The organism is Amphibacillus jilinensis Y1 (genome assembly GCF_000306965.1).
GTDB classification, from domain to species: Bacteria; Bacillota; Bacilli; order Bacillales; family Amphibacillaceae; genus Amphibacillus_C; species Amphibacillus_C jilinensis.
On sequence record NZ_JH976434.1, the window covers coordinates 1,340,168 to 1,354,231 of the forward strand.

Consider the following 14,064-nt stretch of genomic DNA (forward strand, 5'->3'; position numbering starts at 1 on the left):
CGTATTGTAAATAACAATAAGAAAAGCTTGTATAGATAAATAAAGCTAATCAATAAGGAGGAACAAGAATGAGGGAGGACAAATTTACAAAAGAAGGTTTAACGTTTGATGATGTATTATTAATACCAGCTAAATCAGAAGTATTACCACGTGATGTGTCCATTCAGACGACCTTAACAGAACAGTTGTCATTAAATATTCCACTTATTAGCGCTGGGATGGATACTGTTACTGAAGCTGAGATGGCGATTGCGATGGCACGACAGGGTGGTTTGGGTATTGTTCATAAGAACATGTCGATTGAAGAACAAGCAGAACATGTTGACCGTGTCAAACGTTCAGAAAGTGGTGTGATCACGAATCCTTTCTTCTTAACGCCAGATAATCAAGTGTTTGATGCAGAGCATTTAATGGGTAAGTTTAGAATTTCTGGTGTCCCTATTGTTAATAATAAGGTTGATCAAGTACTTGTAGGCATTTTAACCAACCGTGATCTTCGTTTTATTGAAAACTATTCAATTAAAATTTCCGAAGTCATGACAAGTGAAAATTTAGTAACAGCTCCTGTTGGTACGACATTAGAAGAAGCAAGTCAAATTCTTCAAAAGCATCGTATTGAAAAGTTACCTCTTATTGATGAACAAGGTGTACTTAAAGGATTAATTACTATTAAAGATATTGAGAAGGTTATTGAGTTTCCTCATTCTGCTAAAGATAGTCAAGGTCGTTTGTTATGTGGTGCAGCAGTGGGTGTAACCGTTGATGCAATGACACGTATCGACAAGCTTGTTGAAGCAGGCGTTGATATCGTTGTTATTGATACCGCTCATGGTCATTCTAAAGGTGTCATTGAGCAAGTAAAACGTGTAAGAGAAAAGTATCCTGATCTTAATATTATTGCTGGTAATGTAGCAACACCTGACGCAACGAAGGAACTAATTGAAGCAGGTGCTTCCATCGTTAAAGTTGGTATTGGACCAGGTTCAATATGCACGACGCGAGTGGTAGCTGGTGTAGGAGTTCCTCAGATTACCGCGATTAATGATTGTGCAAAAGTCGCTGATCAATATGGTGTTCCTATTATTGCAGATGGTGGTATTAAATATTCTGGTGATATTGCTAAAGCCATTGCAGCCGGTGCTCAAGCGGTCATGTTAGGGAGCTTATTTGCAGGTGTAACCGAAAGTCCAGGTGAAACAGAAATCTTCCAAGGTCGTCGTTACAAAGTTTATCGTGGCATGGGTTCTGTTTCAGCGATGAAATCGGGATCTAAAGATCGTTACTTCCAAGATACAGATGATGCGAAGAAGTTGGTACCTGAGGGTATTGAAGGGCGTGTCGCTTATAAAGGTCCGTTAGCCGATACCGTCCATCAACTATTAGGAGGATTGCGTTCAGGTATGGGGTATTGTGGGGCAAAAGATTTAAATACCTTCCGTGATCAAGCACAATTTATTCGTATGACCGGTGCAGGTTTAAGAGAATCACACCCACATGATATCCAAATTACCAAAGAAGCACCGAATTATTCTGTACAGTAAGGCTTCGACAAACGCCAATCGTTTTTAGTCTTAGTAACGAACCATCACAAAATTTAAAAAAAGAAGTGAAAAGTACAATCTAAAGTTTGATATGAAAAATGACTGTTGTAATTGAAATAACGCTAGCAGGTGAGGAAATCTATCTTACCTGCTTTTATCACTGCTAGTGTCTTGACTTTCTCAACGACCAAACAGTGAAAGAAAAACAAAAAAATTTATCTTAATTTTGTTAGAATGAAGTGATTATTTGGTAGAAAATACAGACAAAAGTAGATATCTAAAAAGATAGGAATATGATAGAATAACGAAGTGGAACAAATTTTGTGGAGGTAATGGAAGTTGAAAAATATAACAAAAATTTTCGTTAGTCTATTAGCAACGATGTTATTAGTCGGTATTATTGATGTGAGCGTTAAACACGTTTACGCACAGACATTAGATATTGAAGCAGAATCTGCTATTTTAATAGATGCAGAAACAGGAGAAATTCTATTTGCGAAAAATGCTGATATGAAATTGCCACCGGCTAGTATGACCAAAATGATGACGGAATATTTGGTCTTAGAGGCTATTAATGAAGGCCAAATTGATTGGGATACGACAATACAAATTAGTGACTACCCATACAGTATTTCAGCTAATAATTCTTTTTCTGGAATTGGTTTAACGCAAAATCAAGATTATAATGTAAGACAACTTTATGAAGGTATGGCGATTATTTCTGATAATGCTACGACCATTGCTTTAGCTGAGTTGGTTGCAGGTTCTGAAAGTGAATTTGTCAAAATGATGAATGCTAAAGGTGAAGCGTTAGGTTTAACTGATTTTGAGTTTGTCAATGCAACAGGTTTAAATAATGCAAGCTTAGGTGACAACTATCCTGAAGGTACTGCCCCGGATGCTGATAATTTGATATCTGCACGATCAACTGCGATATTAGCCTATCATTTAGTTAATGATTATCCAGAGGTGCTAGAGTTTTCTAGTACGTTACGTTCTGAACTCGATGGTGAACAACTAGAGAATTTAAACTGGATGTTACCATGGAACAACGATAATTTTTCACAGTATTATTATGAAGGTGTTGATGGCTTGAAAACGGGCTTTACAACAGAAGCAGGATATAGTTTTACAGGTACTGCTGAGCGAGATGGTCAACGTCTGGTGTCCGTTGTCATGAGAACAGATAGCTATGGCGCACGCTTTAAAGAAACAGGTAAGCTATTCGATTATGGTTTTGAGCAATTTAGTAAAATAGAGCTTTTTGCTGAAGGGTATCAAATAGATGATCAATCAGTTATTGAAGTTAGCCAAGGAAAAGATAGTCAAGTAGAGGTAGAGTTAGCTGAGAACCTTTCGGCTATGGTTCGTAATGGTGAAGAAGATGCTTATACGATTGAGTATGTCTTTGATGAAGATAAATTAACTGACGATGGTCAACTCATTGCGCCAATTGAACAAGGAGAAAGTGTTGGTAAAGCAAGGTTAATTTATGAAGGAAACGTCGAATATGGTAATATTTATCCTGACCAATCTAATCAAACGGTTGATTTGGTTGCTGTTGCCGAAGTCGAACGTGCGAATTGGTTTATGCTTACGATGGGGGCAATTGGTAGTTTCTTTAGTAACCTATTTTCAAATTTGGTAGAGGCTGTAACCGGTTGGTTTTAGACAAAGGTTCAAGAGCATAAGTTGTTCTTGAACCTTTTCTTCTCAAATTTAGGGAACGATAAAAATAGCTGAAGACAATTACGAAAGAACAGATGAGATCATATCGATGGCATCGTGACTTCTTTTTCTCAATTGATCAGCTTAAGTCACCTTTGCTCGAATTATCGCTAAAATCTTAAAACGCGCTTGCACATCAAGCACGGGTAGGATAAAATGTTAGCTAATTAAAAGAGGAATCCAAGCGTTTGCTCTTAAAATAAGTGAGCGAATACAAAACAAATAGGGGGATATGGAATGGCTAATTTAGGTACAGATCGTGTCAAACGAGGTATGGCAGAAATGCAAAAAGGTGGCGTTATTATGGACGTCGTCAATGCAGAACAAGCAAAGATAGCAGAGGAAGCTGGAGCGGTAGCCGTCATGGCATTGGAGCGGGTTCCATCAGATATTCGAGCGGCAGGTGGTGTCGCGCGTATGGCTGATCCAACCATTGTTGAAGAAGTGATGAACGCTGTCTCGATACCTGTTATGGCAAAGGCTCGAATTGGTCATGTTGTGGAAGCACGTGTTTTAGAAGCCATGGGTGTTGATTATATTGATGAAAGTGAAGTATTAACACCAGCTGATGAGGTCTATCATTTAAATAAAAAAGAATATACAGTGCCTTTTGTCTGTGGATGCCGTGATTTAGGTGAAGCGGCACGTCGGATTGGCGAGGGGACGTCAATGTTACGAACAAAGGGCGAACCTGGCACAGGGAATATTGTAGAAGCTGTACGTCATATGAGAGAAGTCAACGGACAAGTACGTAAACTTATTAGTATGTCGACAGATGAAATTATGACATTTGCTAAAGATTTGGGCGCACCTTATCAAGTGCTTCTAGACATTAAGGCAAACGGTCGTCTCCCTGTTGTAAACTTTGCTGCCGGTGGTGTGGCAACACCAGCTGATGCAGCGTTAATGATGGAGTTAGGGGCTGATGGTGTTTTCGTAGGTTCAGGTATTTTTAAATCTGATGAACCCGCTAAATTTGCTAAAGCTATTGTTGAAGCAACAACGCACTATCAAGATTATCAATTAATCGCTGATATATCAAAAGGACTTGGAACAGCCATGAAAGGCCTAGAGATTAGCTCTATTGCCCCTGAACAGCGTATGCAGGATCGTGGTTGGTAATTTAGTATAGATAAAGGAACGATAATATATGACAAAAATAGGTGTACTAGGATTGCAGGGTGCAGTTAGAGAACATATTAAATCGATAGAGCGAAGTGGTGCTGAGGCAGTTGTTGTTAAAAAGGTAGAGCAACTAGCTGAGATAGACGGTTTAATCTTACCTGGTGGCGAAAGCACTACGATGCGACGTCTTATTAATCAATATGGCTTTTTACAACCACTTCAACAATTTAGCAATGCAGGCAAGCCGATCTTTGGGACGTGTGCTGGATTAATTTTGTTAGCGAAGGAGATCGTTGGGCAACAAGAGCCCCATCTCGCATTAATGGATATTAAAGTTGAACGTAATGCATTTGGTAGACAACGTGAATCCTTTGAGGCGACGTTAGCCATCGAGGGTGTTGCCCCGGATTTTGAAGCCGTGTTTATCCGTGCACCATATATCATAAAAGCAGAGGCAAATGTTGAAGTACTAGCTAAGTATAACGGAGCCATTGTTGCAGCAAGGCAAGGAACAATACTTTGCACGGCATTTCATCCAGAGCTAACAGAAGATGATCGTTTAACCCGCTATTTTGTTAAAATGGTCGAAGATGTAAAAAAAGAGCTTGCATAATTAGAGAGTTTTCGCTATGATATAAAAAAACGTTATAAGTACAATACGTTGAGAGGAATTAGTAACCTTTCTGTTTGCTACTAAAGAGAGCTGGTGGTTGGTGGAAACCAGCACAATAGATTGGTGAATCCATCCTTGAGTGACATGTGGTCGACAAACATGTCCGGTTTCAGAGCCGTTACTTCTAAGCAAAGCCGGGGGACTTCGTCTCCAATCAGGGTGGTATCGCGGGAAAAAACTCTCGTCCCTTTATTTATTAGGGATGAGGGTTTTTTTCTGTTATCACAGATAATCGCTGGTAAAACACCCCTCAAAATAGAGAACAGAGGTGGATTTATTTAGGTGGGTGATAACGGGAATGCTTATAGTAATAGCCCATCTGACGTCTTGGGATGACAGTCATTAATCATTTGATCACTAAGTAATAAATTTTTTATGAGGAGGAATTAAAATGTTAGATATTAAGTATTTACGTCAAAACTTTCATGAAGTCAAAGAGAAATTGAAATATCGAGGAGAAGATTTATCTGATCTTGATCAATTTGAATCACTTGATCAATCACGCCGGGATTATATTGCAAAAACGGAAGAATTAAAGGCGAAGCGCAATGAAGTGTCGAAAGAAATTGCAACATTAAAAAAACAGAAACAAGATGCTGAGGCGATGATTCAGGAAATGCGGGCAGTTGGTGACCAAATTAAAGAAATCGATGCAAAGTTAAAGGATGTTGAAGAAAAGCTTGAACAGTTAATGCTTTCTATTCCTAATCTCCCTCATGCGTCGACCCCGATTGGGGAAACAGAAGACGATAATGTAGAAGTGCGTAAGTGGGGGGAAGTCAATCAACCTGACTTTGATTTGAAACCGCATTGGGATGTAGCGACAGACCTCAATTTATTAGATTTTGAACGTGCTGCTAAAGTAACAGGAAGTCGGTTTGTTTTTTATACAGGTTTAGGTGCACGTCTTGAACGTGCGTTGCTAAATTTTATGATGGACTTGCATGCTGATCAACATGGCTATCGAGAAATGTTACCTCCGTATATGGTCAATCGTACAAGTATGACTGGGACAGGACAACTTCCTAAGTTTGAAGAAGATGCTTTTAAAATTGAAGATTGGGAATATTTCCTAGTTCCAACAGCAGAAGTACCTGTAACCAATTATTATCGAGATGATATTTTATCAATTAAAGACTTACCACAGAAATTTGTAGCCTTTAGCGCTTCGTTTCGTTCAGAGGCAGGATCTGCTGGCCGAGACACCCGTGGATTAATTCGGCAGCATCAATTTAATAAAGTGGAAATGGTTCAATTTGCTAAACCAGAAGATTCTTATCAAATTTTAGAAGAATTAACGAGTCATGCGGAGAAGGTATTACAATTATTAGCGTTACCCTACCGTGTGATGAGTATGTGTACGGGTGATTTAGGTTTTACCGCTGCCAAAAAATACGATATTGAAGTATGGATGCCAAGCAATAACACGTACAGAGAAATATCATCTTGTTCAAACTTTGAAGCATTTCAAGCACGTCGTGCGGGGATTCGTTTTCGCCGTGAAGAAAAGGCAAAGCCTGAATTTGTTCATACGTTAAATGGATCGGGTTTAGCAATTGGTCGTACGGTGGCCGCGATATTAGAAAATTATCAGAATAAAGATGGCAGTGTGACAATCCCCACTGTTCTTCGACCTTATATGGGTGGAAAAGAAACAATACAATAAAATGATCAAATAATATTGACAGGGATAATAAGAACTGATATTATAAATCTTGTCGTCAGTTCACGGAGGAATACCCAAGTCCGGCTGAAGGGATCGGTCTTGAAAACCGACAGGGGCTTCACGGCTCGCGGGGGTTCGAATCCCTCTTCCTCCGCCATTATTATACCTATAACTTAGACGATATAATAAGGAGCTTTGTCAGTGTATCGACTGATGAAGCTTCTTTTTGTTTTTTATCACAAAAAATCGTCGGTCCCCCCTCAATATAGCGAACAGAGGTAAATTTATAGAGGTGGTTGATAACTGACGCTCATGTCCTGATTCACTTAACGAACAATCAGTGGGCGAAGAACGAAAACGCCACTGATTGAAGGGTTCGTTTTATAGCTAAAGAAAATACTTGCATGATCGCAAAAAATCGTTTACTATAACTACTATATGGTATAGCAAGATAGTGGTGCGATCTGATTAATCTAAAATGATCTTAATGAAGCATTTTTATTATAGATAAAATTCTGTAATCCTCACTGAAGGTCTGTTTAATCTCGCATACTATATTGCAATGCAAGGTAGGTGAAAGAATGGCAATTGGAAGCCAATTATTGAAAGGTGTTTTAGAAGGTTGTATTTTAGCGATCATGGCTAGGGAAACGGTGTATGGATATGAGCTTGCTGTCAAATTACAGACACAAGGTATTGATGTTAGTGAAGGTTCAATCTACCCTATTTTGTTACGATTACAAAAAGAGGAACGCATTATTGGAGAAATAAGAAAATCGCCTAATGGACCTAATCGTAAATATTATCAATTAACTGATAAAGGAAAAAGGTCGTTGCAAGCATTTCGATTGCATTGGGAAAATCTAAAATATCCCGTAGATCGCTTATTAGAAGAGAAGGAGGACGAATAAGTGGAGATGTTGATTGAAGAAAATAATCAAAAACGTGAGTTACTTAATGAAAAAAACAAGCAGATTTATGAAGATATCTTGGTGTACGTTCGGTTATCTTTTAGTAAGTCTGAGCAAGAGACCGAAGAAATCTTAATGGAATTACTTGATCATTTGTTAATTTTACAAAAAGAAGATCGAGATGCTAGTGAATTATTTGGTGATAATCCACGTGGTTATGCTGATGAAATTATTGGAGAACTACCCAAAACGGTTACTAAAAAAAGTTTGTGTTTATTCGGTATGGGGGTATGTTATTTCTTTGCAACATCCACATTTTTTCAAGGATTTTTAGTCATGCTTTTGTCTTTTCTGTTTGATCATATTCAAACCAGTCGAACCTATTCGCTTGGAACCGTACTCGTTAACAGTTTTAGTTCTGTAGTCATTGCGGCCATTGTTATCTACGGAATGATTCGTTACTTAAGATGGTCGTGTTTCAACTCAGGGTCTAAAGTCTCTGAACGAATATTTGCGGGGGTCATATTTGGTATCATTCCTTTTGGATTGTTTATCGTACTATTTTATTTTATGCCTTCGTTTGGAGTAATGATTAATCTTGAGGTATACTGGTTAATGCCTATTGGTGTTATATTGTTCTTTGTCGGTCAATGGCTTAGAAAAAAAGCATAGTTTGAACATGTTCAGCTTAGTGCAAAGGAGGAATTTAAATGTCTGAAAAAATCGCTTTTATTGGTGCGGGTGCCATGGCGGAGGCCCTTATTGCTGGGATTATAAATGATGGAGATATTCCGGCCTCTTCAATTACGGCAACAAACAAAGGAAATCCAAAGCAATTGACGTATATGAAGCATACCTATGGTATTAACGTATGTGAAAATTTGCTGGAAACGGTCGCTGAAGCAAATATTATCATTCTTGCGGTTAAACCAAAGGATGCTGAAGCCGTTTTATTTGAATTGAAGTCAATCGTTAAACAAGATGTGCTAATTATTTCAGTTATGGCTGGTATTTCAACGCAATATATTGTCAAGATGTTAGAGAAAGATGTGTCAGTCATTCGGGCAATGCCAAATACTTCTGCAACAATAGGATTAAGTGCGACAGCCATTGCCAAAGGTGATTTTGCAAATGAGAATGCCATAGAGATTTCCAATAAGATTTTAGGTACAGTTGGTATGGTTAAAGAGGTAAGCGAGCCAGATATTGATACGATTACAGCTATTGCTGGAAGCGGGCCGGCTTATTTCTACTACATTGTTGAAGCGATGGAACAAGCGGCGTTAGAGTTAGGTTTAGCCAAAGAGGATGCAATGCCATTTATTCAACAGACGATTTTAGGTGCAGCGGAAATGTTACGCAGATCAGAGGATTCTCCAGCTGAACTACGTAAAAAGATAACGAGCCCAGCAGGGACCACAGAAGCAGGTTTAAACGCGTTAATGGATGCTCATGTTGGTGATTCAATGAAAGTAGCTATTAAACGAGCTTATCAACGATCTAAACAGCTAGGTGAAGAAACTAAGTAGGAATCAGTGCAGTGCTTAATGGACTTAACTTAAATTATTTCTTTGCTTAAAGAAGTATAAACTTATTCAATATTGTAACGTCCCCCTTATCATTGAAAAGGGGGACGTTATTTATTTAATATGTTAAGTTTTTAACCTTTTGTTGTTGCACCTGAACCAGCATCAACATCATGTTTGGGGCTGTTAGATAGAGAATCTGTGCTCCCTTCTAGTTTTTGACCGGTTTGCTTCAGATACCAATTGACAACAGGCTTAAAGTCTAGAACATATTCATTAATCCCAGCATAGTTGCCTTGATCATCATGCATTGCTTGATAGTTATGAACAACAAATTTATCAGGACCATGTGTTGGTACATGAACTCGCACAGCATCCTGTTTACCTGAACGTAGTTGCTGAATAACCCATTCGACACTTTTAAGAGAGCGTTCTGGATGGCATAAGGCGAGTGGGTTACCCACTTGTCCAGGTACTCGATCAGCTAACATTTCTTCAGCTGGTTTAGTGTAGTTATAGTATAAAAATTGGTTGTTATTATCTGCAAATGTTAATTCCATTGGCATTGAAGCAAGGAATGTATTGATTTGATCAACTGTTAAAATACCACGATTTAGTTTTACGTATGTATCCCCTTCAACCGCATTAACCTTCTTCGCGGCTTGTTCAACCCAGTCCTCAGCAGACATATTAACGTCTTTAATAGTTGTATCAATTGTATTCGTCACATGTAAATCCTCTTCAGGTAGTGGTTGGTCACTTGATTCATCTAGACGAGTCACTAATTGGACAAACTGAACAAATTTTTTGAGGGTACTTTCTAAGAATTTAATTGTATTTTGTTCTTTTAAGTTATTATTTTCATCAAAGGCTTGTTTAACTTTACCTAATAGGAATTCATTTCCCGGCATTACAAGTGCATTTACACCGGGTGCATCTAAAATTTGACGTAAATGGAGTTGGGCACGTGATGAACCTTGATCATAATAAGAAGCACCCACGATCATGACCGGCTTATTTTCTAGTGGGTGTATCTCAAATGATAACCATTCGATGACACTTTTAAGACTAGCAGGAATGGTATGATTATGTTCAGGAGTAGCAATAATGACTGCGTCTGCCTCAGTAATCTTTTTATTTAATTTTTGAATGGGTGCACTTTCCGTTTGATTATCACTTTGGTTAAACAAAGGAATGTCTTTAATTTCTATAACATCTAAATCAAATAATTGACTATACTGCTTTTTAATAAAGTTGAGTAATAAACGATTATATGACACTTCTGCATTTGATCCAACAATACCAACAATTTTCATTATTTACAGCTCCTATCTTAAATATTTTCCCAAGAGAAATTTTCAGCTTCTTTTTTGTTATCGCCGTGTGCATGCGTTAATTGATTTACAAGTTCAACAAATACTAGAAAATCTTCAAATAATCTTGTTAATTTTTCAACTTGATCATTATCTTTCAAATTACTATTTTCATCAAATGCTTGAAGGGAGTGACTTAAAAGAAACTCTGAGCTTGGCATGATACGCGCTTTTAGTTCTGGTGCATCAAGAATTTGTCGTAAATGTAATTGTGCACGCGATGAGCCAAGTGTGCCATACGATGCACCAGTAATCATAACAGGCTTATCAACAAATGGAAAAATTCCATAAGAAAACCAATTAAGTGCATTGATCAATGAAGCAGGAACAGAGTGATCATATTCAGGTGTGCTAATAATAACGCCATCAGCTTGTTCAATTTTCTCTGCCATCTCCTTTACAATATTAGGAACAACCTTATCTTCTGGTTTATTAAAGATGGGGATGTCTCTAATTTCCATAAGCTCAATGTCCGCTTGTTGCTTAAATTTTTTTTGCATAAATTGTAGTAGCATCCGGTTGGTTGAGTGATCGGCATTTGTTCCAACAAGACCAATAAATTTCTTCATATTTTTCTTCCTCTCCGTTTAACAATTAATAATTAAAGTGTATGATTCTTTCTTCTAATTCCTTTGAGTAATAGATGGTGTGATTAGTTGTCACAATAATCCCACTGATGCCTTCTAATAATTCTAAGTATTCAATAATTTCCTTAGCAGATTTACCGAATAGGCGTGTTGTCCATATTTCAGCATCAAGTGATGCTTTTGAAATAATGGTTAAACTTATAACATTTGTGGTGACTGGATAGCCGGTGTTAGGATCTAGTATATGATGATATATATGTCCGTTTTTTTGCATATTGCGTTCATAAATGCCTGAAGTAACGACAGTCTGATTATAAACATTAACTGCTAATAGATACTGATTGCGAGCAGCCGTTGGGTCTTTAATACCGATGCAAAATAACCCTGATGTTCGCTCTCTAGATCGACCAAGAGTCATTATATTTCCTCCTAAATTAACTAAGGCAGAGGTGACACAAAGTTTCTTTAAATATTCAATTACTAAATCTGCAATGAAACCTTTAGCAAGAGAGCCAAGATCAATTAACATACCAGCCTCTTTTAGATAAACAGATCTGTCTTGATCATTTAATAGAATGGCATGCGGATTCGTTAATTTAAGTTTTGTCATTATTTCTTCTTCAGTGGGTATTCTGGCATCATTGAAACCAATTCGCCAAGTTTGAACGAGAGGTCCAATCGCAATATTTAAAAAACTATTTTCACAGATGCTATGTTCTTTACCGACTTTAATCAACTGATAGAGATCCTTGTGAACACTGACCGGTGTTACACCAGCTGCTTGGTTAACAGCCATCAATTCTGAGTCAGGATCATTAGCGCTAAAGCGTTTTTCATAAATCGTTAGTTTCTGGATCAGTTTATTTAAGATATTAGCGCTTTTGGGGTGTTCAATCATGAGATCAATCACCGTACCCATCATGCGTAGGGTTGTTTGATTTTTCATTGGGTTAAATCAATCCCCCCTATAAATTTCTAAAGTCTCTATAAAAAAAGATTCATATTAACTGCGTTCTAATACCCCTTGTTCCAATTGGGCTAATTCTTTTAATGCAATTTCATTTTTATTAATTTTTGAATAAGCGCGTGCATCATAAATAAGTTCTAATATCTTTTGTTTAGATTCATGTTTAATAATTGCATTTTTAGCTAACTGAATCGCAGCACGTGCGAGATAATAAGTAACATGATTGTCTGAACAAATGGAAACAGCATAGTTAAGTAAAGCATCACTAATTTCAAGTTCATGAATTTTAGAATAAAAAACACCACATTGAAAAACAATGTTAAGAACCCGCCAAGTATCTTCCATATTTTTTGCTGGATAGTTGTAAATTTTTTCGAGCACCTTATTAAAATAGAACTCTGCTTTTTCTAAGTCATCTTCACGTGTATACACCATTCCAATGCCTGTATAAGCAAGAAGGCGAAAAATATGTGATTCCTTTGTTTCTTCTTCCAATAGGACCTGGTCAAAAGTAAAAAGAATATCTGTAACAGAGTAGCTCTGGAAAATCATAATAAAGCCATTTAAATAGTGATAACGTAAAACAAGGTTTAAGTCCTCAATCGAATCGATGGAAATACTCTTAATTAAAGCTTGAGCTTTTTCATATTTACTCGTAATTAAGAAAAACTCTGCTTTATTCATTTTTTCGACAGTTTCTGAGTAACTAATGCCAACTTTAGGGAATAATTCATCCAATGACAAATGAAGTCGATTACAGAGTTTGATTAGGATTTTAAGATTAGGGACTTGTCCATTATTTTCAAATCGACTGAGTGTCGCCTGAGTGCAGATCCCTTCGGCAAGTTCAATTTGTGATAATCCCATTGCTTTACGAGCCTTAATAAACTGCTCAATATTTATTTTGATCACTCCTTTGTTAGGTTAATAGAATAAACGAATTTAATTTTGTGTTTTATTTCACATTTTCAAAAGCATATAATTATAGCTAACATTTGTCAATGGAATATATAAAAAAGTATATAAAATAAACTTTTAAATTTGAACATTTTGAACATTTCTTAATTAGAGCTTTCTAACATTTAATTGATATTTGTATGAATAATATAGTTCTAGCAGCTTTTTAGTAAGTGATAAACATTTTATTAAAAGAGCAAGTATAGGGGTTAAAGATAAGAAAGGTTAGTTCATTTGATTTATATAAAAAAATATATAAACTAAAAAAGCGTTGCCCTAAATGGGTAACGCTTTAACTTATTTTAGTATCAATTTTTTTTTCGCGATACATTTTATGGAGCTTTTTCACCTCTATGATTTCTTCTTTAGGTAAGGTCTTCAATGTTGCAATGTAAAAGGTTACTATACTTGCAATAACAATAAGCATTACTCCAAATACTTGGTTTGAAATAAGATAAATTGAAAATAATATTGAGGGCCAAAGAATGATAATCGCACAACATTTTGTTTTAAGTGGTACAGCTTTATATTTCACATAACAATAAATAAATGCTCCAAATACAGGGTGGTGAATCAGCCAATTATACAATCGATTCGAGCTTCTCACGTATAAGAAAGCTGTCAATAATAATAGGGGGGTAGTCGGTAAAATGGGGAGAAATATACCAATTGTACCTAAGATTAGACAAATAGAACCTAATATAATAAATAGTATACGTTTAAAATAGTTAAAATTCATTCCATTCACCTATATCCTATTTTTTGAGAAAAGCTCTGGTCAATGCTCTACTTATAACATCACAAAAATGAGCTGTCAAGTTTATATGTTGATACCTCTATGCGGAAATTACTCTGTAAAGGGGTTTAAAGCTAACGATAAAGTTAAAAAGAGATAATCTGTTTTCTCAAATAATTGTTAGGTAGGATCGCATAAGAAAGAAGTTGGAACTTAACGAAAGAGAAATTGCGAGAATCCGAATATTATAATAGACACCATTCAGTCTGAAGCC

General features: G+C 36.7%; 13 protein-coding genes, 1 tRNA gene and 1 other annotated feature. Of the genes, 9 read left to right on the forward strand and 5 right to left on the reverse strand.

Features of this window, described 5'->3' with window-relative positions:
- Positions 1-68 precede the first annotated feature (68 nt).
- The 9 genes from guaB to proC all read left to right on the forward strand — a co-directional run bounded on the left by guaB (position 69) and on the right by proC (position 9,173).
- Entirely contained in the window at positions 69-1,541 is a 1,473-nt protein-coding gene (gene guaB, locus B494_RS0106675; protein WP_017471608.1) for an IMP dehydrogenase, read from the forward strand.
- Positions 1,542-1,880: 339 nt separating this feature from the next.
- Positions 1,881-3,212 (forward strand): serine hydrolase, encoded by a 1,332-nt coding sequence (locus B494_RS0106680; RefSeq protein WP_017471609.1) that lies wholly within the window; start codon positions 1,881-1,883, stop codon positions 3,210-3,212.
- 294 nt (positions 3,213-3,506) lie between these two features.
- Positions 3,507-4,391, forward strand: coding sequence for a pyridoxal 5'-phosphate synthase lyase subunit PdxS (gene pdxS, locus B494_RS0106685; RefSeq protein ID WP_017471610.1), 885 nt, complete (start codon positions 3,507-3,509; stop codon positions 4,389-4,391).
- A 28-nt stretch (positions 4,392-4,419) separates the two neighbouring features.
- The gene (gene pdxT, locus B494_RS0106690; protein ID WP_017471611.1) at positions 4,420-5,007 is read left to right on the forward strand and encodes a pyridoxal 5'-phosphate synthase glutaminase subunit PdxT; all 588 of its coding nucleotides are present in this window, start codon (positions 4,420-4,422) and stop codon (positions 5,005-5,007) included.
- 39 nt (positions 5,008-5,046) lie between these two features.
- Positions 5,047-5,259: a binding site (T-box leader), on the forward strand.
- 199 nt (positions 5,260-5,458) lie between these two features.
- On the forward strand, positions 5,459-6,733 hold the full coding sequence (gene serS, locus B494_RS0106695) for a serine--tRNA ligase (RefSeq protein ID WP_017471612.1): 1,275 nt from the start codon (positions 5,459-5,461) through the stop codon (positions 6,731-6,733).
- Positions 6,734-6,797: 64 nt separating this feature from the next.
- Positions 6,798-6,890 (forward strand) — tRNA-Ser (locus B494_RS0106700).
- A gap of 424 nt (positions 6,891-7,314) precedes the next feature.
- Complete coding sequence (locus B494_RS0106705; RefSeq protein WP_017471613.1) at positions 7,315-7,644, forward strand: PadR family transcriptional regulator; 330 nt, start codon at positions 7,315-7,317, stop codon at positions 7,642-7,644.
- A gap of 6 nt (positions 7,645-7,650) precedes the next feature.
- Positions 7,651-8,316 carry a DUF1129 family protein gene (locus B494_RS0106710; RefSeq protein ID WP_241211408.1) on the forward strand — a complete coding sequence of 222 codons (666 nt, stop codon included), beginning with the start codon at positions 7,651-7,653 and terminating at the stop codon, positions 8,314-8,316.
- A gap of 38 nt (positions 8,317-8,354) precedes the next feature.
- On the forward strand, positions 8,355-9,173 hold the full coding sequence (gene proC / locus B494_RS0106715; RefSeq protein WP_017471615.1) for a pyrroline-5-carboxylate reductase: 819 nt from the start codon (positions 8,355-8,357) through the stop codon (positions 9,171-9,173).
- 131 nt (positions 9,174-9,304) lie between these two features.
- Here proC and B494_RS0106720 read toward each other — a convergent pair whose 3' ends face one another.
- The 5 genes from B494_RS0106720 to B494_RS0106740 form a co-directional block, all read right to left on the reverse strand.
- On the reverse strand, positions 9,305-10,486 hold the full coding sequence (locus B494_RS0106720; RefSeq protein ID WP_017471616.1) for an NAD(P)H-dependent oxidoreductase: 1,182 nt from the start codon (positions 10,484-10,486) through the stop codon (positions 9,305-9,307).
- A 17-nt stretch (positions 10,487-10,503) separates the two neighbouring features.
- Positions 10,504-11,112 carry an NADPH-dependent FMN reductase gene (locus B494_RS0106725; protein WP_017471617.1) on the reverse strand — a complete coding sequence of 203 codons (609 nt, stop codon included), beginning with the start codon at positions 11,110-11,112 and terminating at the stop codon, positions 10,504-10,506.
- A 25-nt stretch (positions 11,113-11,137) separates the two neighbouring features.
- Positions 11,138-12,076, reverse strand: coding sequence for an FAD:protein FMN transferase (locus tag B494_RS0106730; RefSeq protein ID WP_017471618.1), 939 nt, complete (start codon positions 12,074-12,076; stop codon positions 11,138-11,140).
- A gap of 57 nt (positions 12,077-12,133) precedes the next feature.
- Positions 12,134-13,009, reverse strand: a complete 876-nt coding sequence (locus B494_RS0106735; protein WP_277422583.1) for a helix-turn-helix domain-containing protein — start codon at positions 13,007-13,009, stop codon at positions 12,134-12,136.
- A gap of 337 nt (positions 13,010-13,346) precedes the next feature.
- Positions 13,347-13,793, reverse strand: a complete 447-nt coding sequence (locus tag B494_RS0106740; protein WP_017471620.1) for a YbaN family protein — start codon at positions 13,791-13,793, stop codon at positions 13,347-13,349.
- Between the last annotated feature and the right edge of the window lie 271 nt (positions 13,794-14,064).